Origin of the sequence: Microbacterium keratanolyticum (genome assembly GCF_016907255.1) — a bacterium.
Classification (GTDB): Bacteria; Actinomycetota; Actinomycetes; order Actinomycetales; family Microbacteriaceae; genus Microbacterium; species Microbacterium keratanolyticum.
The window spans coordinates 2,934,592-2,959,807 of the sequence record NZ_JAFBBQ010000001.1 but is presented as its reverse complement, the minus strand read 5'-3'; the positions used below and the strand labels follow the sequence as shown (position 1 = coordinate 2,959,807).

Annotated in this window: 28 protein-coding genes; 14 read left to right on the top strand and 14 right to left on the bottom strand. The window is 67.5% G+C overall.

Going from position 1 to position 25,216, the window contains the following annotated elements:
• Positions 1–13: 13 nt before the first annotated feature.
• Genes JOD62_RS14265 through pdhA form a run of 3 tightly spaced genes read right to left on the bottom strand, consistent with a single transcriptional unit; the run spans position 14 to position 3,523 of the window.
• Positions 14–1,402, bottom strand: coding sequence for a dihydrolipoamide acetyltransferase family protein (locus JOD62_RS14265; RefSeq protein ID WP_204939898.1), 1,389 nt, complete (start codon positions 1,400–1,402; stop codon positions 14–16).
• Positions 1,399–2,409, bottom strand: coding sequence for an alpha-ketoacid dehydrogenase subunit beta (locus JOD62_RS14260; RefSeq protein ID WP_204939897.1), 1,011 nt, complete (start codon positions 2,407–2,409; stop codon positions 1,399–1,401). The genes JOD62_RS14265 and JOD62_RS14260 overlap by 4 nt, the downstream gene beginning before the upstream one ends.
• A gap of 1 nt (position 2,410) precedes the next feature.
• Positions 2,411–3,523 (bottom strand): pyruvate dehydrogenase (acetyl-transferring) E1 component subunit alpha, encoded by a 1,113-nt coding sequence (gene pdhA / locus JOD62_RS14255; protein WP_407666025.1) that lies wholly within the window; start codon positions 3,521–3,523, stop codon positions 2,411–2,413.
• A 170-nt stretch (positions 3,524–3,693) separates the two neighbouring features.
• Here pdhA and JOD62_RS14250 point away from each other — a divergent pair, with 170 nt between their 5' ends.
• The gene (locus tag JOD62_RS14250) at positions 3,694–4,167 is read left to right on the top strand and encodes an Lrp/AsnC family transcriptional regulator (RefSeq protein WP_204939895.1); all 474 of its coding nucleotides are present in this window, start codon (positions 3,694–3,696) and stop codon (positions 4,165–4,167) included.
• Positions 4,168–4,174: 7 nt separating this feature from the next.
• Here JOD62_RS14250 and JOD62_RS14245 read toward each other — a convergent pair whose 3' ends face one another.
• The gene (locus JOD62_RS14245) at positions 4,175–5,050 is read right to left on the bottom strand and encodes an alpha/beta fold hydrolase (RefSeq protein WP_204939894.1); all 876 of its coding nucleotides are present in this window, start codon (positions 5,048–5,050) and stop codon (positions 4,175–4,177) included.
• A gap of 128 nt (positions 5,051–5,178) precedes the next feature.
• On the opposite strand from JOD62_RS14245, the gene JOD62_RS14240 reads away from it, so the two are divergent.
• Both JOD62_RS14240 and JOD62_RS14235 read left to right on the top strand, forming a co-directional pair.
• Positions 5,179–5,901, top strand: coding sequence for a 3'-5' exonuclease (locus tag JOD62_RS14240; RefSeq protein WP_204939893.1), 723 nt, complete (start codon positions 5,179–5,181; stop codon positions 5,899–5,901).
• A 33-nt stretch (positions 5,902–5,934) separates the two neighbouring features.
• Positions 5,935–6,243 (top strand): hypothetical protein, encoded by a 309-nt coding sequence (locus tag JOD62_RS14235; protein WP_204939892.1) that lies wholly within the window; start codon positions 5,935–5,937, stop codon positions 6,241–6,243.
• 74 nt (positions 6,244–6,317) lie between these two features.
• Here JOD62_RS14235 and JOD62_RS14230 read toward each other — a convergent pair whose 3' ends face one another.
• The 3 genes from JOD62_RS14230 to glgA all read right to left on the bottom strand — a co-directional run bounded on the left by JOD62_RS14230 (position 6,318) and on the right by glgA (position 8,658).
• Positions 6,318–6,575 (bottom strand): type B 50S ribosomal protein L31, encoded by a 258-nt coding sequence (locus JOD62_RS14230; RefSeq protein ID WP_204939891.1) that lies wholly within the window; start codon positions 6,573–6,575, stop codon positions 6,318–6,320.
• Positions 6,576–6,669: 94 nt separating this feature from the next.
• On the bottom strand, positions 6,670–7,455 hold the full coding sequence (locus tag JOD62_RS14225) for an ABC transporter ATP-binding protein (protein ID WP_204939890.1): 786 nt from the start codon (positions 7,453–7,455) through the stop codon (positions 6,670–6,672).
• Between the two features lie 18 nt (positions 7,456–7,473).
• Positions 7,474–8,658: a glycogen synthase gene (glgA, locus tag JOD62_RS14220; RefSeq protein WP_204939889.1), complete on the bottom strand. Its 1,185-nt coding sequence runs from the start codon at positions 8,656–8,658 to the stop codon at positions 7,474–7,476.
• A gap of 47 nt (positions 8,659–8,705) precedes the next feature.
• Between glgA and JOD62_RS14215 the strand changes: the two genes are divergently transcribed.
• Genes JOD62_RS14215 through JOD62_RS14205 form a run of 3 tightly spaced genes read left to right on the top strand, consistent with a single transcriptional unit; the run spans position 8,706 to position 11,348 of the window.
• The gene (locus JOD62_RS14215) at positions 8,706–9,950 is read left to right on the top strand and encodes a glucose-1-phosphate adenylyltransferase (protein ID WP_204939888.1); all 1,245 of its coding nucleotides are present in this window, start codon (positions 8,706–8,708) and stop codon (positions 9,948–9,950) included.
• 20 nt (positions 9,951–9,970) lie between these two features.
• Positions 9,971–10,606: a phosphoserine phosphatase SerB gene (gene serB, locus JOD62_RS14210; protein WP_204939887.1), complete on the top strand. Its 636-nt coding sequence runs from the start codon at positions 9,971–9,973 to the stop codon at positions 10,604–10,606.
• Between the two features lie 49 nt (positions 10,607–10,655).
• Positions 10,656–11,348 (top strand): alpha/beta fold hydrolase, encoded by a 693-nt coding sequence (locus JOD62_RS14205; protein WP_204939886.1) that lies wholly within the window; start codon positions 10,656–10,658, stop codon positions 11,346–11,348.
• A gap of 13 nt (positions 11,349–11,361) precedes the next feature.
• Here JOD62_RS14205 and JOD62_RS14200 read toward each other — a convergent pair whose 3' ends face one another.
• A complete protein-coding gene (locus JOD62_RS14200) occupies positions 11,362–12,072 on the bottom strand; it encodes a beta-ketoacyl-ACP reductase (RefSeq protein ID WP_204939885.1) in 711 nt (236 codons plus the stop codon).
• A gap of 130 nt (positions 12,073–12,202) precedes the next feature.
• Between JOD62_RS14200 and JOD62_RS15130 the strand changes: the two genes are divergently transcribed.
• From JOD62_RS15130 to JOD62_RS14185, 3 genes are all read left to right on the top strand, one after another.
• Positions 12,203–12,847: a DUF4190 domain-containing protein gene (locus JOD62_RS15130; protein ID WP_204939884.1), complete on the top strand. Its 645-nt coding sequence runs from the start codon at positions 12,203–12,205 to the stop codon at positions 12,845–12,847.
• A gap of 57 nt (positions 12,848–12,904) precedes the next feature.
• The gene (locus JOD62_RS14190) at positions 12,905–13,297 is read left to right on the top strand and encodes a DUF3099 domain-containing protein (RefSeq protein WP_204940234.1); all 393 of its coding nucleotides are present in this window, start codon (positions 12,905–12,907) and stop codon (positions 13,295–13,297) included.
• Positions 13,298–13,478: 181 nt separating this feature from the next.
• On the top strand, positions 13,479–14,300 hold the full coding sequence (locus JOD62_RS14185) for an SURF1 family cytochrome oxidase biogenesis protein (RefSeq protein WP_204939883.1): 822 nt from the start codon (positions 13,479–13,481) through the stop codon (positions 14,298–14,300).
• 67 nt (positions 14,301–14,367) lie between these two features.
• Here the strand turns inward: JOD62_RS14185 and JOD62_RS14180 are convergent, their stop codons facing one another.
• Positions 14,368–15,966 (bottom strand): ABC-F family ATP-binding cassette domain-containing protein, encoded by a 1,599-nt coding sequence (locus JOD62_RS14180; protein WP_204939882.1) that lies wholly within the window; start codon positions 15,964–15,966, stop codon positions 14,368–14,370.
• Positions 15,967–16,138: 172 nt separating this feature from the next.
• Here JOD62_RS14180 and JOD62_RS14175 point away from each other — a divergent pair, with 172 nt between their 5' ends.
• The 4 genes from JOD62_RS14175 to JOD62_RS14160 all read left to right on the top strand — a co-directional run bounded on the left by JOD62_RS14175 (position 16,139) and on the right by JOD62_RS14160 (position 20,148).
• On the top strand, positions 16,139–16,759 hold the full coding sequence (locus tag JOD62_RS14175; protein WP_204939881.1) for a DedA family protein: 621 nt from the start codon (positions 16,139–16,141) through the stop codon (positions 16,757–16,759).
• Between the two features lie 53 nt (positions 16,760–16,812).
• Positions 16,813–18,036: a sensor histidine kinase gene (locus tag JOD62_RS14170; protein ID WP_204939880.1), complete on the top strand. Its 1,224-nt coding sequence runs from the start codon at positions 16,813–16,815 to the stop codon at positions 18,034–18,036.
• Positions 18,033–18,704, top strand: coding sequence for a response regulator (locus JOD62_RS14165; RefSeq protein ID WP_204939879.1), 672 nt, complete (start codon positions 18,033–18,035; stop codon positions 18,702–18,704). Before JOD62_RS14170 ends, JOD62_RS14165 begins: the two co-directional genes overlap by 4 nt.
• 109 nt (positions 18,705–18,813) lie before the next feature.
• Positions 18,814–20,148 (top strand): acyltransferase family protein, encoded by a 1,335-nt coding sequence (locus tag JOD62_RS14160; RefSeq protein WP_204939878.1) that lies wholly within the window; start codon positions 18,814–18,816, stop codon positions 20,146–20,148.
• On the opposite strand, the gene JOD62_RS14155 is transcribed toward JOD62_RS14160, so the two are convergent.
• From JOD62_RS14155 to JOD62_RS14145, 3 genes are read right to left on the bottom strand one after another with little or no spacing between them, the layout of a single operon-like run.
• The gene (locus JOD62_RS14155) at positions 20,100–20,693 is read right to left on the bottom strand and encodes a CbiQ family ECF transporter T component (RefSeq protein ID WP_204939877.1); all 594 of its coding nucleotides are present in this window, start codon (positions 20,691–20,693) and stop codon (positions 20,100–20,102) included. The genes JOD62_RS14160 and JOD62_RS14155 overlap by 49 nt on opposite strands.
• On the bottom strand, positions 20,690–21,430 hold the full coding sequence (locus JOD62_RS14150; RefSeq protein ID WP_204939876.1) for an energy-coupling factor ABC transporter ATP-binding protein: 741 nt from the start codon (positions 21,428–21,430) through the stop codon (positions 20,690–20,692). Before JOD62_RS14150 ends, JOD62_RS14155 begins: the two co-directional genes overlap by 4 nt.
• Positions 21,405–22,019 carry a biotin transporter BioY gene (locus JOD62_RS14145; RefSeq protein ID WP_271171556.1) on the bottom strand — a complete coding sequence of 205 codons (615 nt, stop codon included), beginning with the start codon at positions 22,017–22,019 and terminating at the stop codon, positions 21,405–21,407. The genes JOD62_RS14150 and JOD62_RS14145 overlap by 26 nt, the downstream gene beginning before the upstream one ends.
• A 28-nt stretch (positions 22,020–22,047) precedes the next feature.
• On the opposite strand from JOD62_RS14145, the gene JOD62_RS14140 reads away from it, so the two are divergent.
• Positions 22,048–22,686 (top strand): TetR/AcrR family transcriptional regulator, encoded by a 639-nt coding sequence (locus JOD62_RS14140; RefSeq protein ID WP_239526731.1) that lies wholly within the window; start codon positions 22,048–22,050, stop codon positions 22,684–22,686.
• Here the strand turns inward: JOD62_RS14140 and JOD62_RS14135 are convergent.
• The gene (locus JOD62_RS14135; RefSeq protein WP_204939875.1) at positions 22,649–24,043 is read right to left on the bottom strand and encodes an MFS transporter; all 1,395 of its coding nucleotides are present in this window, start codon (positions 24,041–24,043) and stop codon (positions 22,649–22,651) included. The genes JOD62_RS14140 and JOD62_RS14135 overlap by 38 nt on opposite strands.
• Complete coding sequence (locus JOD62_RS14130) at positions 24,040–25,200, bottom strand: MalY/PatB family protein (RefSeq protein ID WP_204939874.1); 1,161 nt, start codon at positions 25,198–25,200, stop codon at positions 24,040–24,042. The genes JOD62_RS14135 and JOD62_RS14130 overlap by 4 nt, the downstream gene beginning before the upstream one ends.
• Positions 25,201–25,216: the final 16 nt, after the last annotated feature.

Here is a 25,216-nt window from a genome sequence, read left to right as displayed (position 1 = left end):
CTCAGGGTGACGATCAGTAGAGCAGGGCTCGTCCCGGTTCCTGCAGGATGTCAGCGACGGCCTTGAGGAACTGCGAACCTTCCGCGCCGTCGACGAGACGGTGGTCGAAGGACAGGCTCAATGTCATGACCTCGCGCAGCGCGATCTCGCCGCGGTACTCCCAGGGCTGACGTCGGACCGCCCCTGTCGCCAGGATCCCGGACTGACCCGGGGGCAGAATCGGGGTGCCCGCGTCGATGCCGAAGCTGCCGATGTTCGTGATCGAGAAGGTGCCGCCGGCGAGCTCCGCGGGCTGCGTCTTGCCCGCACGCGCAGTCGACGCCAGCGCTCGCAGCGCGTCCGCCATCGCGGGCAATGACAGCGACTGTGCCTCGCGGATGACGGGAACGATCAGCCCCCGCTCGGTCGCGGCGGCGATCCCCAGATCGACGAAATGGTTCTGCACGATCTCACCGGCAGTCTCATCCCAGAACGCGTTGAGCCCCGGATACTGCGGCAGCGTCAGGCACACCGCTTTGGCGACCACGGCGAGCGGTCCGATGCGATGCTCGCTCAATGTCCGGTCGGCGCGGAGCGACGCGATGAGCGCCATCGTGTCGGTGACGTCGACCGTGTGAAAGGTCGTGACGTGCGGCGCCGTGAAAGCGCTGCGCACCATCGCCTCGGCGGTGTGCTTGCGGACACCGCGGATCGGGACGCGCGTCGTGCGCTCTCCGGACGGCGACGGCGCCTGCGACCCCCGCTCCACGGACACTGCGTCCCGTGCGGTTGTCGAACGCTCCGAGATCCGCGCGAGGTACGCGTCGACATCGCGACGGGTGATCAGCGGAGCCGGATCGTCGACGGTCGCCAGCTCGGCGCTCAGCAGCACGAGGTCGACCCCCTTGTCCTTCGCGTACTTGCGCACCGGCGGCGTCGAGCGCGGCCGCTCCAGCGGCGCATCCACCACGGCCGTCGCGACCGCATCGTGCGGCGCTGCCGCGCGCACCGCCTCCTCCGCGCCCGCGTCGCTGACAGCCACACCGACGCGACGCGCGCGACGAGCCGGACGTCCACGCGAGCTGGGTGCGGCGCCGTAGCCGACGAGGTTCGGCTCGGCCTTCTCCTCGAGGGCGCTCTCCGCGTCCCCGGTCGTCGGCGCATCCGGCACCGACGGCTCCTCCCCCGCGACCTCGAAGGCGATCAGGGGTGCACCGACCTCGACAGTCTCGCCGGCCTGGGCGTGCAGGACACTCACAGTGCCCTCGTAAGGCGAGGGAAGCTCGACGACGGCTTTCGCGGTCTCGACCTCGGCAAGAGTCTGGTTCAGGGTGACCGTGTCGCCGACAGCGACGAGCCACTGCACAACCTCCGCCTCAGCGAGGCCCTCTCCGAGATCCGGAAGGAGAAACTCCTGCTTCATCGCTCTGCTCCCGTCAGGCTCTGCGCATCTCCGATGACCCGATCGACGGCATCGAGGATGCGGTCCAGATCCGGCAGATGGTACTTCTCCAGCTTCGCGGGCGGATAGGGAATGTCATGGCCCGTCACCCGGAGCGGCGCCGCCTCCAACCAGTCGAAGCACTTCTCGGTCAGGCTCGCGATGACCTCGGCGGCGACACCCGCCTCCCGCGAGGCTTCATGCGCGACGACGACCCGGCCCGTCTTGCGGACGCTCGCGGCGACGGTGTCGTAGTCGACCGGTGAGAGCGAGCGCAGATCGATGACCTCGAGCGAGCGTCCTTCGTCGGCGGCGGCCGTTGCGGCATCCAAAGCAGTTCCGACCATCGCTCCGTACGTGATGATCGTCGCATCCGTACCCTCACGCGCGACGCGTGCCAGACCCATCGGAGGCGCGTCCGCGAGTGCGCCCTCTAGGTCGACCTCACCCTTCGAGTGGTACATCCGCTTGGGCTCGAAGAAGATCACCGGATCGTCGCTGGCGATCGCCTGACGCAGGCATGTGTACGCGTCCTGCGGGTTGGACACCGCGATGACCCGCAGCCCCGCGGTGTGCACGAAATACGCCTCGGGAGACTCCGAATGATGCTCGGCCGCGCCGATGCCGCCCGCCCAGGGGATGCGGATCGTGATCGGCATCCGCACGGTTCCCTGTGTGCGATAGTGCAGCTTCGCGACCTGCGCCACGATCTGATCGAACGCCGGATACACGAAGCCATCGAACTGGATCTCGACGACGGGCCGATACCCGCGGAATGCGAGGCCGACGGCGGTGCCGACGATTCCCGATTCGGCAAGCGGCGTGTCGATCACGCGCTGCGCACCGAACTCGTCCAGCAGTCCGTCCGTGATACGGAACACACCGCCGAGCTTCCCGATGTCCTCGCCGAGAAGCACGACCCGGTCGTCATCCTTCATCGCCTGTCGAAGACCTGCGCCGAGCGCCTTTCCCAGTGTGAGCGTCGTCATCTCAGGCCTCCTCGAAGGTGTCGAGGTAGCGTGCGTAGTCCGCGCGCTGCGCGGCAAGACCGGTGTGCGCAGCGGCGTAGACACCATCGAACACGGCGAGCGGCTCGCGCGTGACCATGCCCAGACAGGCAGCGCGCAGATCGCGGGCCGCAGCGTCCGCATCCGCCTGGATCGCAGCGACATGCTCATCTCTCAGTTCCTGCTGCGCGCGCAGGTGGGCCTCGAGGCGAGCGAGGGGGTCCCGCGAGCGCCACGCCTCCAGTTCGGCGTTGTCGCGGTAGCGAGTCGGGTCGTCCGCGGTTGTGTGCGGCCCCATTCGGTAGGTGACGAGCTCCAGGAACGCCGGGCCCTTGCCGGAGCGCGCGTGATCCAGCGCCCAGCGCATGGCAGCCAGACACGCGAGCACGTCGTTGCCGTCGACCCGAAGACTCGGGATGCCGAAGCCCGGCGCGCGTCCCGCGATCGGGTACTTCGCCTGGACGGAGACCGGCTCGGAGATCGCCCAGTGGTTGTTCTGGCAGACGAACACGACCGGCGCCTGATAGGAGGATGCGAAGACCATCGCCTCGTTGACATCACCCTGGCTCGTGGCGCCATCTCCAAAGTAGGTCACGGCGACCTGCTCGGCGCCATCGTGCAGGATGCCGAGGGCGTAGCCGACGGCGTGCAGAGTCTGGGCGCCGATGATGATCTGGAGCGGTGCCATGTGCATCACGGCCGGGTCGTAGGACGCTCCCTCTTCGCCGCGCCACATCCGCACGAAGTCCGCCGGCTTCGGGTCGCGCGCATAGATGACACCGGTCTCGCGGTAGCTGGGGAAGACGAAGTCATCCGCGCGGAGCGCACGGGCGGTGCCGATCTGGGATGCCTCCTGGCCGTTGCAGGGTGCCCAGAGGCCCAACTGCCCCTGCCGCTGCAGGGCGACGCCCTCGGCGTCGATGCGGCGCAGGATCACCATGTCGCGGTAGAGAGCACGCAGCGCTTCCGCGTCGAGATCAGGGACGTAGGGATCCAGGAGCTGGTGCGCGCGCCGGGTCCCATCCGGGGCCAGTAGCTGTTCCGTCAGCGCGAGGTCTGTCTCGACATCGACGATCGGGGTGCTGTGCGGTGACATCATCGTCCTCCTCTGCAGAAGCTGCCCTTGTGGGGCGGCGTTCCTTCATCGCGGCGTCGTCGCCGGTACCCCAGAAGCTACGCGCGTTTCGCACCTAGCTCAAGCATTTGCGGGCACCTTGAGCATGTTGCCAAGACAGGCGCGGATTCATCCTGTTAGTGTTGGTCACTATGCCTGCCCTGGACCGCACTGATCTCGACCTGCTGGATGCTCTGACCGCTGATCCCCGCGCCACCGTGGTCGCGCTCGCGGAGAAGCTCGGCCTGTCCCGCAACACGGTGCAGGCGCGAATGGCCCGACTGGAACAGTCCGGCGTCTTCCTTTCCTTCGAGCGCTCACTCTCCCCCGCCGTCCTCGGCTTTCCCCTGCAGGCGTTCGTCAGCATCAGCGTGCGTCAGACAGAACTGCCGCGCATCATCTCGGAGCTCGCTCGCATCCCCGAGGTGGTGCAGGCGCATGGGCTCAGCGGCTCCGTCGATCTCCTCACGCGCGTGGCATGCCGTGACGCGCGTCATCTCTTCGACACGGATGCGCGCATCCTCTCGATCGACGGCGTCGAGCGCACCGAGACGTCCCTCGCGATGGGCGAGGTCATCCCGTTCCGTGTCGGCGGACTCATGGGACTCGCGCGCCGCGAAGTGTGAGCGAGGCTCAGAGGAACTGACGGATCGCCGCGGCGGCTTCCGCCGGAGTCTCGTAGTGGATGAGGTGCCCGACGTCGGCGATCTCCACAAGAGTCGCATCCGCGAACAGTGTCGCCAGCCGTCGCTCCGCCTCGATCGGGGTGATGTCGTCCTTCTGCGCGGCGACCAGGAGCGTCGGCACCGGAATGCGCGGGGCGAACTCTGTGACATCGTGTGAGACGCTCGCGACGAAGGCATCCTTCAGCACATCGCGATCCGCGAAGCGAGAGAAGTACGTGTCGTGCTGGTCATGGATGAAGCGTCGCAGCACGGGATCGCTCGTCTTCGCCATGGTGACGCTCGCGACGCGCACGATGATGCGGCTCCGCAGCAGCGCCGTGCCGAGCTTCTCGGGCAGCCTCGCGCCCATCGCGTAGTAGAAGACGGCGAGCCGCGTCATGAGGCCCTTGGGGCCTTCGAGAGCCGGCGCGCCGATCGGATTGATCAGGATGAGCTTCGGGGTCGCGAGTCCGCCGGCCACAGCCGCGGAGGTGACGATCGAACCGAAGGAGTGCCCGAGGATCACCGCGCCCGGCGCGACCTGCGCGGCGAACTCGGTCAGCCAGGCCGCATACTCATCGAGGTCGTGGGTGCGATCCGGCAGAGGCGGGGTCTCGCCGAAGCCCGGGAGATCCGGCGCGATCACGCGCACGTCGGGCAGGTACGCGAGCACGGGTTCAAGACCGTGATGCTCGCCACGGAACCCATGCACTGCGATGAGGGTCGTGGCGGCATCATCCGGTCCGTACACCCAGTACGCCGTCCCGCCCCCGCGTACCTCCACCTCATGCCGCTCCACCGGCAGGGCGGACAGGCGTTCGGCGTAGGGCGAGAAGACAGGCATCCTCCGAGTCTACGGAGCGCGGCCTGAGAGCTGCGCGCACACCCGAATGCACCCCCTTCCGCGTGTCGTTTCCGCGCTCTCCGAGCGCCTTCCGAGCGATGTCCGAGCCCGGCTCTAACGTGGTGCTCATGACCTCCGCAGATGCCGCGCCCGACTGGCTCACCCGCGTCGGCGTCTTCGATCTCGAGACAACCGGAGTCGACGTCGTGCACGACCGGATCGTGACCGCGCACGTCGGCGTCCTCGACGCGAAGGGGCGAGTGATCGCCTCTCGCAGTTGGATCGCCGACCCCGGCGTGCCGATACCCGAGGGCGCCGCGGCGATCCACGGCATCACCACCGCGCGCGCTCAGAACGAGGGCCGCCCCGCCGCCGAGGTGGTCAGCGAGATTACCGATGCTCTCCGTGCCCTCTTCGCCCAGGGACTGCCGGTCGTCGCCTACAACGCGTCCTACGATTTCTCGCTGCTGCACCATGAAGCGCTGCGTCACGACATTCGCCCACTCGAGAATCCCTCGCCGGTCATCGATCCGCTCGTGATCGACAAGCGGGTGGACCGATACCGTCGCGGAAAGCGCACGCTCACCGCGGTCGCCGAACACTATGCGGTTCCGCTGACTGACGCACATGAGGCGTCTGCCGACGCGATCGCCGCCGGTCGCGTCGCACTCGCTCTCGCTGAGCGGTTCGCACTGGCGCCCTCCGCCGGGGAGTTGCACGTGCAGCAGATCGGCTGGGCGCGTTCTCAGGCAGAGAGCCTCACCGAGTACTTCATTCAGATCGGCCGACTGGACGCCACCGAGACACTCGACGGCTCCTGGCCCGTCCGCGCGGACGCGAGCGGCGCCTGACGACTCACACGCGCACCGCGGTACGCTGTGCCGATGGAAGACGTCTTCGGCTGGGCGACGATCGCCTTCATCGTGGCGATCGGCCCCGTCCTTCTGATCTGGGGTGTTGCGCAGGTCTTCAGCCAGCGTCCCCTCGAGACGAAGTACACCGGCTCGGGGCTGGGAGGTCTGGGCGGGGCCTTCGACGCCCTCTGGTCGCCGTCCGCTGCGGAAGCCGGTGCCGAGCGCGACCGCCAGCATCGACGCACAGCTCCTGCACCCTCCCCCGGTGACCCGCCGGATCTCGCGCAGAACGGTCGCATCATCATCACTCCGCCCGATGCGGAGCGCGCCGTCGGGTGACTCCGCCGAAGGGCTCGGGGCCTGCAGACGCAAAAGACCCCGCCGAGGCGGGGTCTTTTGGGAGCGGATGCTGCTTAGTTGCTGCTGCCGCCGAAGCCCTTGAAGCGCTGGTTGAACTTCTCGACGCGACCGGCCGAGTCCATGATGCGCTGCTTGCCCGTGTAGAACGGGTGCGAAGCCGACGAGATTTCCACGTCGATGACGGGGTACTCCACGCCGTCCAGCTCGATGGTCTTGTCGCTCGAGACGGTCGAACGGGTGAGGAACGTCTCGCCCGAGCCGAGGTCGCGGAAAACGACTGCCTGGTAGTCGGGGTGAATGTCAGTCTTCATGGGATTCCTTAAGTGGTGCCCTGGATTGTGCCAGGGGCGAGGGAAGTCTGCGGCGCGAATCCGCACCAAGGATCAATCCTAACAGACGCGAGCGTCAGCCTGCGGAGCGTGCCGCGTAGCGTCCGGCCTCATGCGTCAGAGCGATCGGCATGCCGAAGGTCTCCGTCAGCGCCTGGGCCGTCAGAGTCTCGGCCAGAGGGCCCGCGGCGACGATGGCTCCGTCGCGGAGCAGCAGCACATGGGTGAAACCGACCGGGATCTCCTCCACGTGGTGCGTGACCATGACCATCGCCGGCGTCATCGGCGATTGCGCATACTCACCGAGAAGGATGAGAAGCTCCTCGCGAGCGCCGAGGTCGAGGCTCGCAGTCGGCTCGTCGAGCAGCAGGAGCTCCGGGTCGGTCATGACGGCGCGCGCGATCTGGACGCGCTTCTGCTCGCCGTCACTGAGTGTTCCGAACGTGCGCTCCGCGAGGTGCTCGAGCTTCCACTGTGCGAGGACGCGGCGTGCACGGCGCTCATCGAGCGACTCGTACTCTTCATTCCAGCGCCCTGTGACCGAGTAGGCGGCAGTCATCACCGTGTTGAGCACCGTCTCGGACGCCGGGATTCGACGTGCCATCGCCGACGAGGCGAAGCCGATGCGCGGGCGCAACTCGAAGACGTCGACGTGCCCGAGCGTCTCCCCCAGAATGTCCACGCGACCCGAAGTCGGGTGCATGAGGGTATCAGCGAGCTGCAGCAGCGTCGTCTTGCCGGCGCCGTTCGGGCCGAGGACGACCCAGCGTTGGTCATCTTCGACGGACAGGGTCACGTGATCGATGATGTTTCGGCCGTCGCGACGCACGACGACGTCGCTGAATTCCAGGGCGCCAGACATGCTCCCCAGCCTATCGGCTCACGCGCCCAGCTCCGTGTAGAGACCGCGGGTCGTGTCGGCGATCGCGGCCCAGCTGAACTCCTGGGCGGCGCGCTCTCGCCCTGCCGCCCCGTAGGCGGCCGCGCGGTCCGGATCGATTGCGACCTCTGTGAGGACAGCGGCGAGGTCCGTGACGAAGCGATCGGGATCGACGGGCGTCCCGGTGCCGTCCTGAAGCTGCTCGATCGGCACGAGACGCCCGGTGACGCCATCATCGACGACCTCCGGGATGCCGCCGGTCGCTGTCCCTACGACGGCCGCGCCGCATGCCATGGCCTCCAGGTTCACGATGCCCAGGGGTTCGTAGACAGAGGGGCAGACGAAGGTCGTGGCCGCAGAGAGGATCGCCGAGAGCTGATCCCGCGGAAGCATCCGCTCGATCCAGACGACACCGTCACGCGACTGCTGCAGCGCGCGCACCCCCGCCTGCACCTCGGCCATAATCTCGGCGGTGTCGGGCGCGCCGGCACAGAGCACGAGCTGCACCTCAGGCGGAAGGAGCGCGGCGGCGCGCAGCAGATAGGGCAGGCCCTTCTGCCGGGTGATCCGTCCGACGAACACGATGGACGGACGATCCGGATCGATCCCCTGGGCCCGCACGAAATCGGGGTTGTGCACGGGATGCCACGCGTTGACGTCGATGCCGTTGTGAATGACCCGCACACGTGCGGGATCGACCTGCGGGTAGCTGCGCAGAATGTCCGCGCGCATTCCTGCACTCACCGCGATGATCGCGTCCGCGTTCTCGTAGGCGAGCCGCTCGATGCCGCTGCTGACCACGTAGCCACCGCCGAGCTGCTCCGCTTTCCACGGCCGCAGCGGTTCCAGGCTGTGCGCGGTCAGCACATGCGGGATGCCGTGCAGCTGCGACGCGAGGTGGCCGGCAAAGTTCGCGTACCAGGTGTGACTGTGCACGATGTCGGCACCGGCGATGTCGGGAACCATGACCAGATCGGTGCCGAGCGTCTGCAGCGCGGGGTTCGCGGAGGCCAGCTCGAGGGGCGTTCGATAAGAGTTCGTCCCCTGTTCATCCCGCTCGGATCCGAAGGCGCGAACCTGCACATCGACGTGCGGTCGCAGGGCTTTCACGAGCTCTGCGACGTGCACTCCGGCCCCGCCGTAGATCTCGGGCGGGTACTCCTTCGTAATCATGTCGACGCGCATGTTCTGAACGCTAGTACAAGGCGGTAATCGGCATCTATGGTGGAGCCATGTCGGCACCGTTGAAGGTTTTCGGGATCATCCTCGCCGGCGGCGAGGGAAAGCGACTCATGCCCCTCACGATGGATCGCGCCAAACCCGCGGTGCCGTTCGGCGGGCAGTATCGGCTCATCGACTTCGCGATCTCGAACCTCATCAACTCGGGCCTCCGACAGGTGGTCGTGCTCACGCAGTACAAGTCGCACAGCCTCGACCGGCACATCTCCACGACCTGGCGGATGTCCTCTCTGCTCGACTCCTACGTGACGTCGGTACCCGCACAACAGCGCCTCGGCAAACGGTGGTTCACGGGCTCCGCAGACGCGATCCTGCAGAGCCTCAATCTCGTCAATGACGAGAAGCCGGACATCGTCGTGGTCATCGGGGCCGATCACGTCTACCGGATGGATTTCCGGCAGATGCTCGAAGCGCACGTCGCGTCCGGCGCGAAGGTCACCGTCGCCGGCATCCGCCAGCCCCTCGCTCACGCGTCCCAATTCGGCGTCATCGATGTCGCCGCCGACGGCTCAGGCCGCATCCACCAGTTCCTGGAGAAGCCGACGGATGCCACTGGCCTTCCCGACTCCCCGCACGAGGTTCTCGCGTCCATGGGCAACTACATCTTCGATGCTGACGCGTTGATCGCCGCGGTCGAGGAAGACGGCGAGCTGCCGACGTCCGGACACGACATGGGCGGTGACATCGTGCCGTACTTCGTCGAACGCGGCGAGGCAGGCTTCTACGACATGAAGCAGAACGAGGTTCCTGGGTCATCGCCGCGCGACCGCGCCTACTGGCGGGATGTCGGAACCATCGACTCCTTCTTCGACGCCCACATGGACCTGATCTCCACTCTGCCCGTGTTCAACCTCTACAACATGCGCTGGCCGATCCGGTCGCAGGCGGTGAACTCGCCGCCCGCGAAGTTCGTCCGCGATTCGGTTGGCCGCATCGGCAACGCGATCGATTCGATCGTGTCGCTGGGGTCGGTGCTGTCCGGCACGCACCTCGAGCGCAGTGTTGTGGGTCCGTGGACACTCGCCGCAGGCGGTTCGACGATCACAGAGTCGGTGCTCTTCGAAGGCGTGCAGGTGGGCGCCGGGTCGCGTGTGCACCGGGCGATCCTCGACAAGAACGTCATTCTCGCGGACGGTGCCACCGTCGGCGTCGATCGCGAGCGCGATCTCTCACGTGGATTCACGGTGACGGATTCGGGCATCACGGTGGTCGGCAAGGGCGTGCGCATCGAGGTCTGAGCGCCCGCTACGCTCGGAGCGTGACCGTTGCGCGTTTCCTTGTCGTCCTCGATGCCGATTCCACCCTTCTGCAGGACGAGGTGATCGAACTCATCGCCGACGAGGCGGGCCGTCGCGCGGAGGTGCAGGCCGCGACGGAGGCGGCGATGCGCGGCGAGATCGACTTCGCGACCAGCCTGCGTTCGCGCGTGGCGGCGCTGAAGGGCGTGCCGCTGGAGGCGTTCGAGCGAGTGCGGGCACGCGTACGACCGACCGTGGGTGTGACAGAGCTGACCGCCGCCGTACATGCGCGTGGCGGCGTCGTCGGCGTCGTCTCCGGCGGATTCCACGAGGTGCTGGACCACATCGCTCCCGGTCTCGGCGTCGACCGCTGGCGCGCCAACCGCCTCGGCGTCGTGGACGGCGCACTCTCGGGTCTCGTCGAGGGCGAGATCGTGGATGCGGAGGCGAAGGCGTCGTCGCTGCGCGAATGGGCGGATGAGCTCGGCGTGCTCGTCAGCCGTACGATCGCGATCGGCGACGGCGCGAACGATCTCCGCATGATGGATGCCGCGGGCCTCGGCATCGCCTTCAACGCGAAGCCCGCCGTTCGGGCCGCGGCGAACCTGGTCATCGGACCGCAGGACCTCAGCGCCGTCATCCCCCTACTTCCCTAGCCGACGTCGACCGTAGCCAACGTCCGAGGCACGGCGTAGCGTTGCGGACATGGACATCATTCTCGTACCAGGCCTCTGGCTCGACGAAGACAGCTGGGCTGAGGTCACGCCAGCGCTTACTCAAGCGGGGCATCGAGTGCATCCGCTGACGATGCCGGGCACCGGGGTCGCGGCCCCTGAGAGCGCACAGATCGGGATCGCTGAGTGGGTCCGTGCCGTGACAGAGAAGATCGATGAACTGCGCAAGCCCGTCGTGCTCGTCGGCCACAGCGGTGGGGGCAACGTCGTCTGGGCCGCCGCGTCCGAACGGCCCGAGCAGGTCACGCACGTCATCTTCGTCGACACGGTTCCGCCCGCCGACGGACACGGCATCAACGAGCTTCCCGTCGTCGACGGGGTCGTCCCCTTCCCCGGGTGGGACTTCTTCCCCGCGGAAGAGGTGGCCGACCTCGACGACCGCACACGCGCGCGCACATCTGCGGCAGCGAAGAGCGTGCCGGCGCGGGTTCCCACCGATCCGATCGTGCTGTCACACGAGGCGCGCTACCGCATTCCGGTCACGCTGCTGATGGGCTCCTTCGACGAGCAGTCGCTCGCCGAGGAGATCGCGAATTGGGGTCCGTTCGCCGCCGAGTATGACGCGATCGAGACGTCACGCGTGGTTCGTCTGGATTCCGGTCACTGGCCGCAGTTCTCGCAGCCGCAGAACCTCGCCACTCAGATCGTCGACGCCCTGCGCTGAGGCTGCTGCCGCGTCAGTGGCCCATGCCAAGGCCGCCGTCCACCGGGATGACTGCGCCCGAGATGTAGGCGGCATCGTCGGAGGCCAGCCAGGTCACGACACCCGCGACCTCGTCCGCGCTGGCGAATCGTCCGGCGGGGATGTTGGCCTTGTACTGCTTCTGGGTCTCTTCGGGCAGTTCCGCGGTCATGTCCGTCTCGATGAAGCCGGGCGCCACGACGTTGGCCGTGATGCCGCGACCGCCGAGTTCGCGCGTGAGCGAACGAGCGAAACCGACAAGGGCGCTCTTCGACGCCGAGTAGTTGATCTGCCCGGCCGAACCGTAGAGACCCACGACACTCGAGATCAGGATGACGCGACCGAACCGCGCCCGCAGCATCGCCTTCGACGCACGCTTGACCACGCGGAATGTTCCGCCGAGGTTGGTGGCGACGACGCTGTCGAAGTCATCCTCGGTCATACGCAGCAACAGAGTGTCCTTCGTGATGCCGGCGTTCGCGACGACCACCTCGACAGGACCGAGCGTGTTCTCAACCTCGGTGAAGGCGGCGTCGAGAGCAGCCGCATCCGTCACGTCGGCCCGCACCGTGAGCGTGCCCTCGGGGCCTTCGCCGCTGCGAGCGGTGACCGCGACGCGGTAACCGTCGCGAACGAAACGCTCGGCAATGGCGCGGCCGATACCGCGGTTTCCACCGGTGACAAGAACGACGCGGTCAGAGGTCATGAGTATGTTCTCCCAGAAGAGCGAAAGCGGGCCGCACCAGCCTAGCGACCTCCTGTGCATCCTGCGGAGCAGACGAGTTGACACGCTCTCGTTCCGGCTGAAACGCTGAATCCATCGACGAAGGAGCAGCGTGAGCGACAACACCTCTGCGGGAGGATTCCCCGACCAGCCGAGCCAGGCCTCCCCTCCCTGGCAGGGTTCCCCTCAGACGCCCTACCAGCCCTACCCCGGTGCGCCGACCAACGACCCCGCGCCGCGCACGGCCGCGTATGGCGCGCCGGCTGCGCCTCCGTATGGAGCACCTCCCGCACCTGCCTACGCGGCACCGCCCACGCCCGCACCTGCCTACGGCACGCCGCCTGCGCCTGCGCCTAGGGCACCGGGATACGCGCCTCCGGCATACGGGGCAGCGCCCACGTACTTCGCGACTCCCGGCTCCCCCTATCAGGGACACGCGGCGCCCGCACCGCAGGGCTACCCGGTCCCCGCCTCACCGCTTCCGCCTGCTCCTCGTCCCACGAGCGGCCTGGCCGTGACCGCTTTCATCTCCGGGATCATCGGCGTCTTCTTCGGGATCTTCGGAATCGGCATCGCAGCGGCGATCGTAGCGATCGTCACGGGACACATGGCACTGGGCCGGCTCCGTGCCGATCCCGCTCTGGCTGGGCGCGGTCTCGCGATCGCCGGACTGATCATGGGCTACGTCGTCACAGCATTTGCGGCGCTGTTCCTCGTCGGGTTCCTCTTCCTTTTCGGTATCGCCTGGTTCGCCTGAACCGCACGCGCTCGGGGCGCCGATGCGTCCCGAGCGGCGTAGGCTGGAAGCACCGTGATGGCATCCAGACGCACCCCCTCGCTCACCTCGCTTCCGCGCGCACCGCGCGACGAGGAGAGCGCCCGTGTGCGCCACTACATCATCACGATGGGCATTCGCGTCGTCTGCTTCATCCTGATGGTCGCGGTCACGCCGTACGGCTGGTACACCTGGGTGTTCGGCATAGCCGCGGCGGTGCTCCCCTACTTCGCCGTCGTGATCGCGAACGCGGGCTCGGACAACAAAGAGCCCACCGCGGAATCTCCGCAGATGCAGCTCGCCCCTCCCTCGCAGGAACCGGTCGCGCCGCCTGCGGAGCAGCCGCGCACGATCACACTGCATGAGTCGAGGCCGCTCCTCGACGCGCAGAACGACAGCGCTGAGGGTGATGATGAATCGAGTCGGGAGTGAGCGTCGAATGCTCGCGCGCCGCCTGCCGCGAGATCGCCACGCATCGCATCGTCTGGCGAAACCCCCGCATCCACGCCGCAGACAGAGAGAAGATCTGGTTGGCCTGTGACGAACACCTCGAGTTCCTCAGCGAGTATCTGCGCGCCCGAGATTTCCCCGTCGAGATTCGGGAGGGTCTGTCGTGAGGCGTGAGTGGGTGCTGCGCTGGTCGGGATACGTCGCCGTGGCCATCGTCTTCGCGATCGTGTGCGTCTGGCTGTCCAACTGGCAGTTCGAGCGCAACGAGAGCCGTTCCGTCGAGCTCGCGCTGGTCGCGAAGAACTACGACGTGGATCCCGTGCCCCTCGACGACCTGCTGGCTCCGGGCGAGCCCCTGAGCGAAGATCACACCTGGCGTCCGGTGCGTCTTGTCGGCGCGTACAACGTGGATGATCAGATCCTCGTCCGCAATCGCCCTCACGGAGGCACCAGCGCATTCGAGGTGCTCGTGCCGCTGCGCATGGCGGACGGACGCGAGTTCCTCGTGAATCGCGGATGGGTCGCGCCCGGAGAGAGCACGATGCCGGATGTCATTCCCACTCCCCCGAGTGGGCAGGTCGAGGTCATCGTGCGCCTCCGACCCAGCGAGCCTCTCCCGCCCTCTGGGCGCACGACGGCCCCTCCCGGGCAGGTGCCCACGATCCATCTGGAGACGGTTGCCGCCGTCCTCGGAGACGACGCTCTGGACACCGGCGCTTTCGGCGAGCTCGTGAGCGAGAGCCCCGCCCCCGACACGCGTCCCGCCGCTCTTCCCGCACCGACGGAAGACCCGGGTCCCCATCTGTCATACGCGATCCAGTGGATCCTCTTCGCCCTCATGGGCTTCATCTTCATCGGGTACATCATCCGCACCGAGATCGTGAAGCATCGCGAAGATGCCGCGGGGGCGCCTGTCGTCGAGAAGCGTCGTCGCCGGGATCGCGATGCCGACGAGGAAGACGAGCTTCTCGACGCGCACGTCTGAGCGCTGCGCGCGGCCGGGGTGGCAGCATCCACCTCCGACCGCACGCCTGAACGGAGTCGGCCGCCGCTCAGGCGAGCTCGATGAGGTCCTGGTACTCCTGACTCCAGATGTCCTCGACGCCGTCCGGAAGGATCAGCACGCGCTCGGGGTTGAGTGCCTGGACGGCACCGGGGTCGTGCGAGACCAGCACGACCGCGCCTTCGTAATGCGCGAGTGCGTCGAGGATCTCCAGACGCGACGCCGGGTCGAGGTTGTTCGTCGGCTCATCGAGAAGCAGCAGGTTGGCCGAGGAGACGACGAGCGTCGCGAGAGAGAGCCGCGTCTTCTCACCGCCGGAGAGCACGCCGGCGGGCTTGAGCACATCGTCACCTGTGAACAGGAACGAACCGAGCACACGGCGTGCTTCCGTCTCGGTGATGTGCGGCGCGGCCGAGACCATGTTCTGCAGCACCGAGCGATCGACATCGAGGTTCTCGTGCTCCTGTGCGTAGTACCCGATCTTGAGGCCGTGACCGTGCTCGATGGTTCCGGTATCGGGCTCGTCGACGCCCGCGAGCATCCGGAGCATCGTCGTCTTGCCGGCACCGTTGAGACCGAGGATGACAACCTTGGAGCCGCGATCGATCGCGAGGTCGACGGAGGTGAAGATCTCCAGCGCGCCGTAGGACTTCGACAGCCCGGTCGCCATGATCGGGGTCTTGCCGCACGCTGCGGGCTTCGGGAAGCGCAGCTTCGCGACCCGGTCTTCCTGACGGACGTCCTCGAGACCCGCCAGCAGCTTCTCGGCGCGCGCGACCATCTGGTGCGCGGCCGCCGCCTTCGAGGCCTTGGCACCGAAACGTGCGGCCTGCTGCTGCAAGGTCGTCGCCTTCTTCTCGGCGTTCGCGCGCTCCTTCTTGCGCCGCTCTTCGTCGGCAGCGCGCTGACGAAGGTAGTTCTTCCAGTTCATGTTGTAGGTGTCGATGACCTGGCGGTTCGCGTCGAGGTAGAAGACGCGGTTGACCGTCTCGCCGACGAGCTCGACATCGTGACTGATCACGATGAGCCCGCCCTTGTAGTTCTTGAGGAACTCGCGCAACCACACGACGCTGTCGGCGTCGAGGTGGTTGGTGGGCTCATCGAGGATCATCGTCTGCGCGTCCGAGAACAGGATGCGAGCGAGCTCGATGCGGCGGCGCTGACCGCCCGAGAGGGTCGAGAGCGGCTGATCGAGGATGCGATCCGGCAACGACAGGTTGTGCGCGATGGATGCGGCCTCGGCCTCGGCCGCATAGCCGCCCAGCGCCTCGAAGCGCTCCATGAGGTTGCCGTAGCGCCGCATCGCCTTCTCGGCGACGGCGGGGTCGTCGGATGCCATGAGGTGGGAGGCCTCGTTGATGTTGATGTGCAGCTGGCCGAGTCCACGAGCGTCGAGGATCCGGGTGCGCGCGAGGTCTTCGGGGTTGCCCGTGCGCGGGTCCTGCGGCAGATAGCCCAGCTCGCCGTGGCGGTCCACCTTTCCGCCCGAGGGCAGCAGGTCGCCGGCGAGAACCTTCGTCAGGGTCGTCTTGCCGGCGCCATTGCGACCGACCAGTCCGATCTTGTCGCCATCGGCGACGCGGAACGAGACATTCTCCATGAGGAGGCGCGCTCCAACGCGGATCTCGAGATCGTGCACGGCAAGCACAGCGGACGTCCGTTCGTTGAGGTGGGTAGATGACCGAGCGGTCAGCCCCCCAGTATATGCGGCGCGCCCGAGCGTCTGCCTTTCTCGGCAGGGACAAGATCACTCCAGAGAGGGAGGCGGATAGCGCCAGGGGTGGATGCTGCGGAGCGGCCACCGTTTCTACGGTGGACGGATGGACGTGATCAATGAGCTCATTCTGCAGGCCGTCGCCTCCCCCTGGCTGGTGCTCGTGCTGCTGCTCGTGACGATCATCGACGGGTTCTTCCCTCCCGTCCCCAGCGAGACCGTGCTGGTCGCCGCAGCGGCCGCAGCGTCAGCGACGGGGAATGTCGGCACCATCGTGCTCCTGGGTGTCGTGGCGGCCGTCGGAGCCACGATCGGCGACAACATCGCGTTCCTGCTCGGACGTCGACTCGGCACCGAACGGTTCGCGTGGATGCGCAGGCCGCGGGTGCGCTCCGCGTTCGCGCATGCTGGTCGTGCACTCGATCGGCGCAGTGCCTCGCTCATTCTCTGCGCCCGGTACGTGCCGGTCGGACGGGTAGCGGTGAACATGTCCGCAGGCGCACTCGGGTTTGCGTGGCGCCGGTTCCTGCCCCTGAGCGTCCTCGCGGGCGCGAGCTGGAGCCTGTTCAGTGTCATGATCGGTCTGGCTGCGGGTGCGTGGCTGAAGGACCAGCCTCTCCTGAGCGCGGTGCTCGGAATCGTGATCGCTCTGAGCATCGGCCTCGTCATTGATCGGGTCGCGGCATTTCGCCGGCGTCGCGCCGCCGTACCGCAGCTGGCAGGATGATTCGCATGACCGGCCGTTCTCGTCCCGTGCGATCGCCAATCGCAGACGGTCAGATGACCCGAACGCTCCCTGTCGTGGCGCTCGTGCTGCTGTCTGCGGCAGGAGTCACGATCCTCTCGGTCATGGTCCCGTTACTCACCGTCGCCTACGGCGTGCCGCTTGCCCTGTCGCTCCTGCTGTCGGCAGCGCTCTGTGCGGTGCCGTTGCTGTTCCTCGTCGCGCCGCGCACCGCACTGACGCTCTTCGCTCTGGCGGTTATCGCGCTCCCCGTCGTCGTGGACTCGGTACAAGCGCGTTCTGCGCCATGGCCGTGGTCGGTACCCGCGCTGCTCGCGTTCATCCTCGTCATCGTGACCATCACCCTTCACGGCGGGTTCCGTCGCGGCGCGCTGGTGCTGATCATCGGCGTAGGTGCATCGCTGGCAGCTCCCCTCCTCCGCGGAGACCTCACGAGCACGGCCGATGCCGTCGCGGTCGTCACCGCGAATCTGATCGTCGCGGCGTCCTGCGCCGTCGTCGCCTACGTGATCGCCGCGCTGATCCGAGCCCGCAGGAACGTGGCGGCGGAGCTCGAGCGTGAGCGTGAGCACACCGCCGTCGAACAGGCGCGTCGGGCGCTCGTGGAAGAGCGAACCCGCATCGCGCGCGAGCTGCACGACGTGATCGCACACAGCCTGTCGGTGATCCAGGTGCAGTCTTCGACCGCGCGCTTCCGCATCCCCGACATCGCCGAGGGCGCCGCACAGGAGTTCGACGACATCGCTGCGACAGCGCGCAGGTCGCTGACCGAGATGCGCCGGATGCTCGGTGTCCTGCGCACCGAGGATCACGCGGCCGAGCTCACACCGCAGCATCGCATCTCCGACATCCCGTCGCTCATCGAGACGATGCGTCGCACCGGGGTGGGCATCAGCCTTTCGATCGAGAACGCGCAGCTGTCGGCGACGGCCTCGGAGGGGGTTCAAATCGCCGCCTACCGCATCGTGCAGGAAGCGCTGAGTAACGCCGTCCGGCACGCCCCCGGGAGCACCGTAGCGGTACGGCTGACGACGGACGAGGGGATGCTGCGCGTGCACATCAGAAACGAGGCATCCGCGTCGCCTCCTCCGCCTCACGCCGGCGGCTTCGGCCTGCGCGGCATGCGTGAGCGCGCCGAGGCACTCGGTGGTTCGCTGTCCGCAGGGCCCGGCGTCGACGGGGGCTGGACCGTCGATGCCGCTCTTCCGCTGACTGCAGACCCGCCCAGCGCCAACCCCATCGACAAGGAGACCGCGTGAGTATTCGCATCCTCATCGCCGACGATCAGGCGATGATTCGCGCAGGCTTCACGGCTCTGCTCGACATCCATGAAGACATCCAGGTGGTGGGACAGGCGTCCACAGGCGCAGAGGCGATCACCGCGTCCGCCCGCCTCAGCCCGGACGTCATCCTCATGGACGTGCGGATGCCCGAGATGGACGGCATCGAAGCGACCCGGCGGATCCTCGGCCCCTCTTACCCTGCCGCGAGCGTGCCACGGATTCTGATGCTCACGACGTTCGACATCGACGACTATGTGTATGACGCCCTTGCGGCCGGTGCGAGCGGCTTCCTCCTCAAGGACGCCCTCCCCGAGGAACTCGTCCACGCTGTCCGAGTGATCGCCGGAGGCGATGCCCTGCTCTCGCCCAGCGTCACGCGCCGGGTCATCGAGCAGTTTGCCGGGAACCGGCCGCGGAACATCCGCGACAGCACCGCTCTCGCAGCCCTCACAGAACGCGAGCGCGAGGTTCTGGTCCTCATCGGTCGCGGACGCTCGAACACAGAGATCGCGACCGACCTCTTCATCTCCGAGCAGACCGTGAAGACGCACGTCGGCAAGATCCTCGCGAAGCTGAACCTCCGCGATCGCGTCCATGCCGTGATCCTCGCCTACGACACCGGGCTCGTCTCCCCCTCTGCCTGAACCGCGAGCGGCTCACCCCTGAGTAGGGGTGCAGGTCCGCACTCCAGGGTGATGTGCGGGTTACCACCGGGTTCATAACCTCCAAGGACATCCCATCCGAGGAGGACCCATGGCTCTTGTCACCGCACCAGCGACGCCGAGCAGCAGCGCGCACGACGGCGCAGCGCTGCGGGATCCGGGCATAGACCTCGTCCGCGCCCTTTGCGTCGTGGGGGTCGTGCTGCTGCACGCGATCATGGTCGGTGTGACAGTCGAGGACGGCGCGCCCGTCTTCGAGAACGCCAGCGTCGGAACCTGGTGGATCGTGCCCGTCAGTTGGCTCCTGCAGGTGATGCCGCTCTTCTTCGTCATCGCCGGGTTCTCCGGGCTGCTTTCGTACCGCAGACACCGGGTGCGCGGCGGGTCGGATACAGCCTTCGTCGCCGCCCGCGTGCATCGGCTGCTCCGCCCTGCACTCTACGCCGTCGGCATTGTCGGAGCGGCACTCACGGTTCTGGTGCTCTGCGGGATCCCGGCCGACTTCGTCGTGACCGCCGGATTCCGCTATGGGCAGCCCCTGTGGTTCCTCGCCGTCTTCCTCGCTTGCCAAGCCCTGCTTCCCACTCTCGCCCGGATGCACGAGGATGCCCCACTGCTCTCGATCGGCGCTCTCTCCACGCTCGCGGTCACCGTGGACATCCTTCGCGCGCTGACCGGGAACGACGGCCTGGGCTTCCTGAATCTCGCCTTCGTCTGGATCGCCCTCCAGCAGCTGGGGTTCTTCCTGGCCGACGGCACCATCGATGCGCTGGCGCGCCGTACGCGTGGCGTCCTCGCACTCTCCGCCACGACCGCGCTGTTCCTCGCGTGCGCCTTCGGGATCTTCTCCCCGGATCTCATCGCGAACATCAACCCGCCGACCACGGCCCTGCTGCTCGTGGGCCTCGCGCACACGAGCGTGTTGTCGCTGTACCGCTCTCGGGTCATCGGGTTCAGTCGACGACCGCTCGTCGCGCGGATCACCGCGTTCATCACGCCCCGTACCATGACGATGTACCTCTGGCACATGCCGGTTCTGCTCACGATGGCCGGCCTCACCGCGGCTTTCGCGCTGCAGAGTGGGCAGAGCCTTCCGGCGTTGAGCAGCGTCGACTGGTGGATGCAGCGCCCACTCTGGCTCGTGACGACGCTCGCTCTGACGGCGCTCGCGGCTCTCCTCCTCGCACGGTGGGAGTCGGGTGTCCCGGCACCATCGACGTCCGGCGCGGCGGTCACAGGTGCCGTCCTGCTCGGTGTGGGCGGCACCCTCGGACTGCTGATTCTGGGGACCTCACCGCTCACCGCGGCCTTCGCCGTCGGCCTGTATGTCCTCGCTCTGCGCCTGGCTGTGCGGCGCTCTCCTGCCCGCCCCGAAGGTTACGCAAGGCCGCGTGCGCTCAGCGCATCCCCGACGTCGTCGGCATGACGCAGAACCCGCACGAGCACGGGCAGCAGCGTATGGCGTCCCATTCGCACCCCACGCGCGGCATGTGCCGCCCGCACCTGAGCGAGCACGTCCGCGACGAACGGCACGAGCGTCAGAGCGAGCAGCAGGGTCAGCGCGACCGCATCCGCATTGACTCCGAGCGGACGCAACGGTCGCAGCACCCGATGCAGCGTGTCGAGGAGCGCCCCGACCGGCGTCGTGAGGGTCAGCAGCGCGGCCAGCAGCATCAGGACCACGACGCGGGATGTGTTCACCACGGCGACCTCGGTCGAGACGAACACAGCGAGCGCTCCCCCAAGCACGAGAATCAGCCAGCGCAACCGCCAGGCTTCCTGCAGGATCGTCGCATCGTGGAACCCTGCCACGAGGTAGAGCACCGCCGTCGCGACCAGCGCGATTCCCGCGGACAGGAGGTCATGCACCGCGGCCATGACGACCACGGCACACAACGCGAGTGACGCGAGCTTCACGCCCGCGGGCACGCGGTGCACGTAACTCTGTCCCGGACGATACAGGGGGATCACTCGTGCATGCCTCGATAGTGTCGAATGACGTCGAGAGGCTCGTCCACCGCGATGACTCGGCCCCGATCGAACAGCACGGCGATGTCACAGCGCGCGGCGAGCTCGAGATCATGGGTGACGAGCACCACTCTGGCATCGATCTCCTCCAGCAGGAGCGCGCCGATACGCCGCGCGTTGCCCAGATCGAGCAACGTCGTCGGCTCGTCCGCAACGATCAGCTCCGGTTGTGTCACCAGGACCGAGGCGATCGCGAGCAGTTGCTTCTGCCCGCCGGACAGCGTGTACGCGGGCGCATCTGCAAGATCGGAGAGCCCGTGAGCGGCGAGTGCCCGCGCGACACGCGCCCGCTGGTCTCCTGCACCAAGGCCGCTCCCGCGAAGCGACAGCGCGATGTCCTCGGCCACGGTCGGCATGAGGATCTGTGCATCGGGCGACGAAAAGACGAACCCCACGCGCCGTCGCACGGCCGCACGCTGCGCGACAGGATCGAGCCCGTGCACCCGCACACTCCCCGACGTCGCCGTCACAAGGCCGTTGAGCAGCCGCGCACAGGTGGACTTGCCCGAACCGTTCGCGCCGATCACCGCGATGCGAGGAGCGTCGAGGTCCAGATTCACGCCGCTCAGCACGGTCCGTGCGCCGAAGGCGACCTCGACATCCTCCAACAGGATCGCCCTTCCCGTGCCGTGCGCGTCGGCGCTCTTGCGAACGTCAGCGGTGCGACGGGACCGGAGCATGATCAGAGGTGGTCGTCGTGTGGCTCCCGAAGGCGCCGCCGAACGCGGGCGGATACGCCCGGTACAGCGCCAGCGAGAGGCCGGTGGCAATGGCGGCCTTCAGCAGATCGCCGGGCAGGAACACGAGGCTCGACACAGCCGTGGGCAGGAGATCGACGCCGGTCACGAGCGCCTGGACCGGAACGCCGAAGAGGTAGACCACGAGGATGCCGCCGAGCAGCACTCCGAAGACGACGCGCCACACGCGCAGCGTCGACGCGCCTCGACGGACGATGAGACCGATCACGATGACACCCGCGATCCACCCGAGCATGTACCCGGCGGTCGGTCCCACGAACACGCCGAGTCCACCACGCCCGCCTGTGAGCACCGGAAGCCCGACGGCCGCGAGAGCGAGCACCGTCAGGATGGCCAGGGATCCGCGCCAGGCGCCGAGCACGATGCCCGCGAGCATGATGCCGAGCGTCTGTCCCGTGATCGGGACGCCACCCGGCACCGGCACCATGACGATGCCAAGCGCGATGATGAGCGCGGCGAAGATGGCGATGCGAGCGAGGTCACGAGCATCGAGGCGGGTGGGAGCTGACACGGGATCTCTCTTCCTGAACAGTGTTCACATGAACGGCGTTCAGTATAGTGAGAACATGATGGCTGCGCGCAACCCGAGACACGACCGCGAGAGCGTCACGGATGTGGCCCTCTCCCTGCTCGATCAGGTGGGCCTTCCCGATCTCTCGATGCGTCGGCTCGCCGCCGAGCTCGACGTCCAGCCCAGCGCTCTCTACTGGCATTTCGCCAACAAACAGGAGCTCCTCGCTGCCGTGGCCGACCGCATCGTCGGTCAGATTCCTCAGCGTTCTGCGGACAGCAGCGATGCCGCTACACGCCTGCTGCTGACCGCACGCAGCATCCGCGACGCTCTGCTCGCCTATCGCGACGGCGCCGAAGTTGTCCAGAGCACTGCCGCCCTGCGGCTAGGCGCGACGCGCGCGACCGAGATCATCCAAGACGCGATCCTGGACGCGCCGCTGGCCCCCGACGTCCGTTCGGACGTCGCGGATGCGGTCCTGCAGTTCATCCTCGGGCACACCATGCTCCTGCAGCAGCGGATGCACGCGGCGAGCCATGGGGCGGATGCGGGAGACGAGAGCCCGTTCGCCGACTCGTCGTCACGCGTCTTCGACACCGGCATCGCGCTCTTCTCTGCCGGGATTCCTCTCAGTGCCGCTCTTCGATCGGCGCAGAGCCCAGCCTGAGCCCCGGAACGATCCCGCCCAGCACCAGAAGAAGTCCCACGCCGAAGACGGCGAGGAAACCGGAGGCGATCGGCGATACCGTCGCGAATGCGAGACCCGCGACCGCGATGGCCACGGCCGCACCCGTCGCGTCGGAGATCGACAGCGCCGCCGAGTTGAAACCTTCGGTCCCGGGCCGGGAGAACGCCAGAGTCAGAACCGTGAGACGTGGGTACAGCAGCCCCATGCCGCCTCCAGCGAATCCCCAGCCGATGATCGCCAGCCAGGGCACCGCGCCGCTCACGGCGACGACGAGCAGAGAGACCATGCCGATCCCCAGCAGAAGCAGGCTCAGAGCGGCAATGCGACGGCTTCCGATCGCTTCGCCGTAGCGCCCTTGAAGCGCCGACCCACTCGCCCAGGCCAGTGCCGCGAGCGTGAGTGCGAGACCTGCCCAGGTCGGACTGAAATCGAACTCCGCCAACAACAGGAACGGGATGTACGCCTCGGCCGCGAAGAAAGCTCCTGCGACGATCCCGCGCAGCAGAACGACACTCGGAAGCCCGGGTCGCGCCCGCAGCATCCCCTTCGGCACCAGCGGAACGATCGCGATCACGATCACGAGGACACACCCCGCCGCCGCGACCCAGCCCAGGATGCCAGGGACTTCGGCCGCGAGGCCGACACCGACCGCCGACAGCGCGATCACGACCGCGAGGAACATCCGCAGCCCGATCTTGACTCCGGGCGTTGACGCGTCACCCTCCGCGGGATCCGAGGCGATCGGACCGAGCGGAGCGGCCCGTAGCTTCACCGCCACGATCGTGAATGCGATCACCACGAGCACCGCGACGCCCAGGAACGCCCAGCGCCAGTGCAGGAACTCGGTCACCGCGCCGGCGAGGAAGGGGCCGATCATCGACGGCACCACCCAGGCCGCCGCGAAGACCGCGAAGATGCGCCCGTGCAGGTGCGCGGGGTACACGCGGGCGACGACGACATACAGCGCCACCGTCTGCGCGCCCGCACCGAGCCCCTGCACCAGCCTCCCCAGAAGGAAGACGGGCATCGTGGTCGCGATGCCCGCGACGACCAGCCCGATGATGAAGAGGATGACCGCCGCATACAGCGGCCGGCGAGGCCCCGCACGATCCGACCACGCGCCCGCGGCAACCATGCCGATCACGCTCGTCGCCAACGTGCCGGCGAAGGCGACCGCATACAGGGCCATGCCGTCGAGGTCTTCTGCGACCACGGGCATCACCGTGGTCACGGCGAGAGATTCGATCGCCGCGAGGAAGATGAGGGCCGCCGCACCCAGCGAGATCCCCAGCCGCTCTCGATCCCAGATCGTGAGGGCGCGCACCTCCGCGCTCATGAGGCGAGCATCCGACCGATGCGCGTGATCGCCTCGGTGATGAGCTCAGGACTCGTGCCGAAGTTCAGGCGCACATGACCGGAGCCTTCCGCACCGAAGGCGGGCCCGAAATGCAGCGCGACCTTCGCATCACGCAGGATCGCGCGAGAGGGGTTCTCCCCCAGGCCCGCGTCGGACAGGTCGATCCACGCGAGATATCCCGCATCCGGGATCCGATATCGCGCCGATGGAACGTGTGTCGCGAGGAGCTCGGCGACGAGACGGCGGTTCTCGTCGAGGGTCGAGAGGAGGCTGTCCAACCACGGGTCGCTCTCCGGACGGAACGCCGCCACTGCGGCAAGCAGCCCGAACTGTCCCGTCCGCCAGAAGACCTCGTCCGGAAGAGTGCGGAAGACTGCTGCCGTCTCATCGCTGCCCGCGATCATGAGCGCGCACTTGAGGCCCGCGAGGTTGAACGCCTTGCTCGCGCTCGTCACGACGTAGCCGACGGCCGACGCCGCATCACCCGCCGCCAGAAACGGTGTGAACCCCGCGGCCGGTTGCGCCAGCGGTGCGTGGATCTCATCCGAGATCACGACAGCGCCGAACCGCGCGGCCAGCTCAGCAAGTGCGGAGAGCGAAGTCCGAGAGTGGACCGTACCCGTCGGATTGTGGGGGTTGCAGAGCAGGATCGCCCGTGCACCGTCGGCGAGTTCAGCCTCGATGCCCGCGAGGTCGAGCTCCCAGCCATCCCCGGTGTCGCGGAGCGGCACCCGGGTGACGACACCGCCCGCCTCGGAGACAACTTCGTAGAACGGCGGATACACCGGAGGGTTCACGATGACCCGGTCCCCCGGGACGATCAGCGCACGCAAGAGCTCGACGATCCCCATGCTGACATCTGCGGTCGTGCGCACACGGGACGCATCCACGTGCCACCCGTATCGGCGTGCAGCGAAGGCGGCGAACACCTCGGGCAGCGGCGTCTCCCCCGCCACATACCCGGTGTCACCGATGCTCACGGCGCGCTGCAGGGCTGCCTCGACCTCCGGGGCGAGTGCGAAGTCGGTCTCCGCCACGAAGAGCGGCAGCACATCCTGCGGGTAGGTGCGCCACTTCGCACTCGTGCGCTCCCGAAGTTCTTGCAGAGGGAGCGCACGCAGAACAGAAGTGGTCATGAACTCAGAGTAGTGA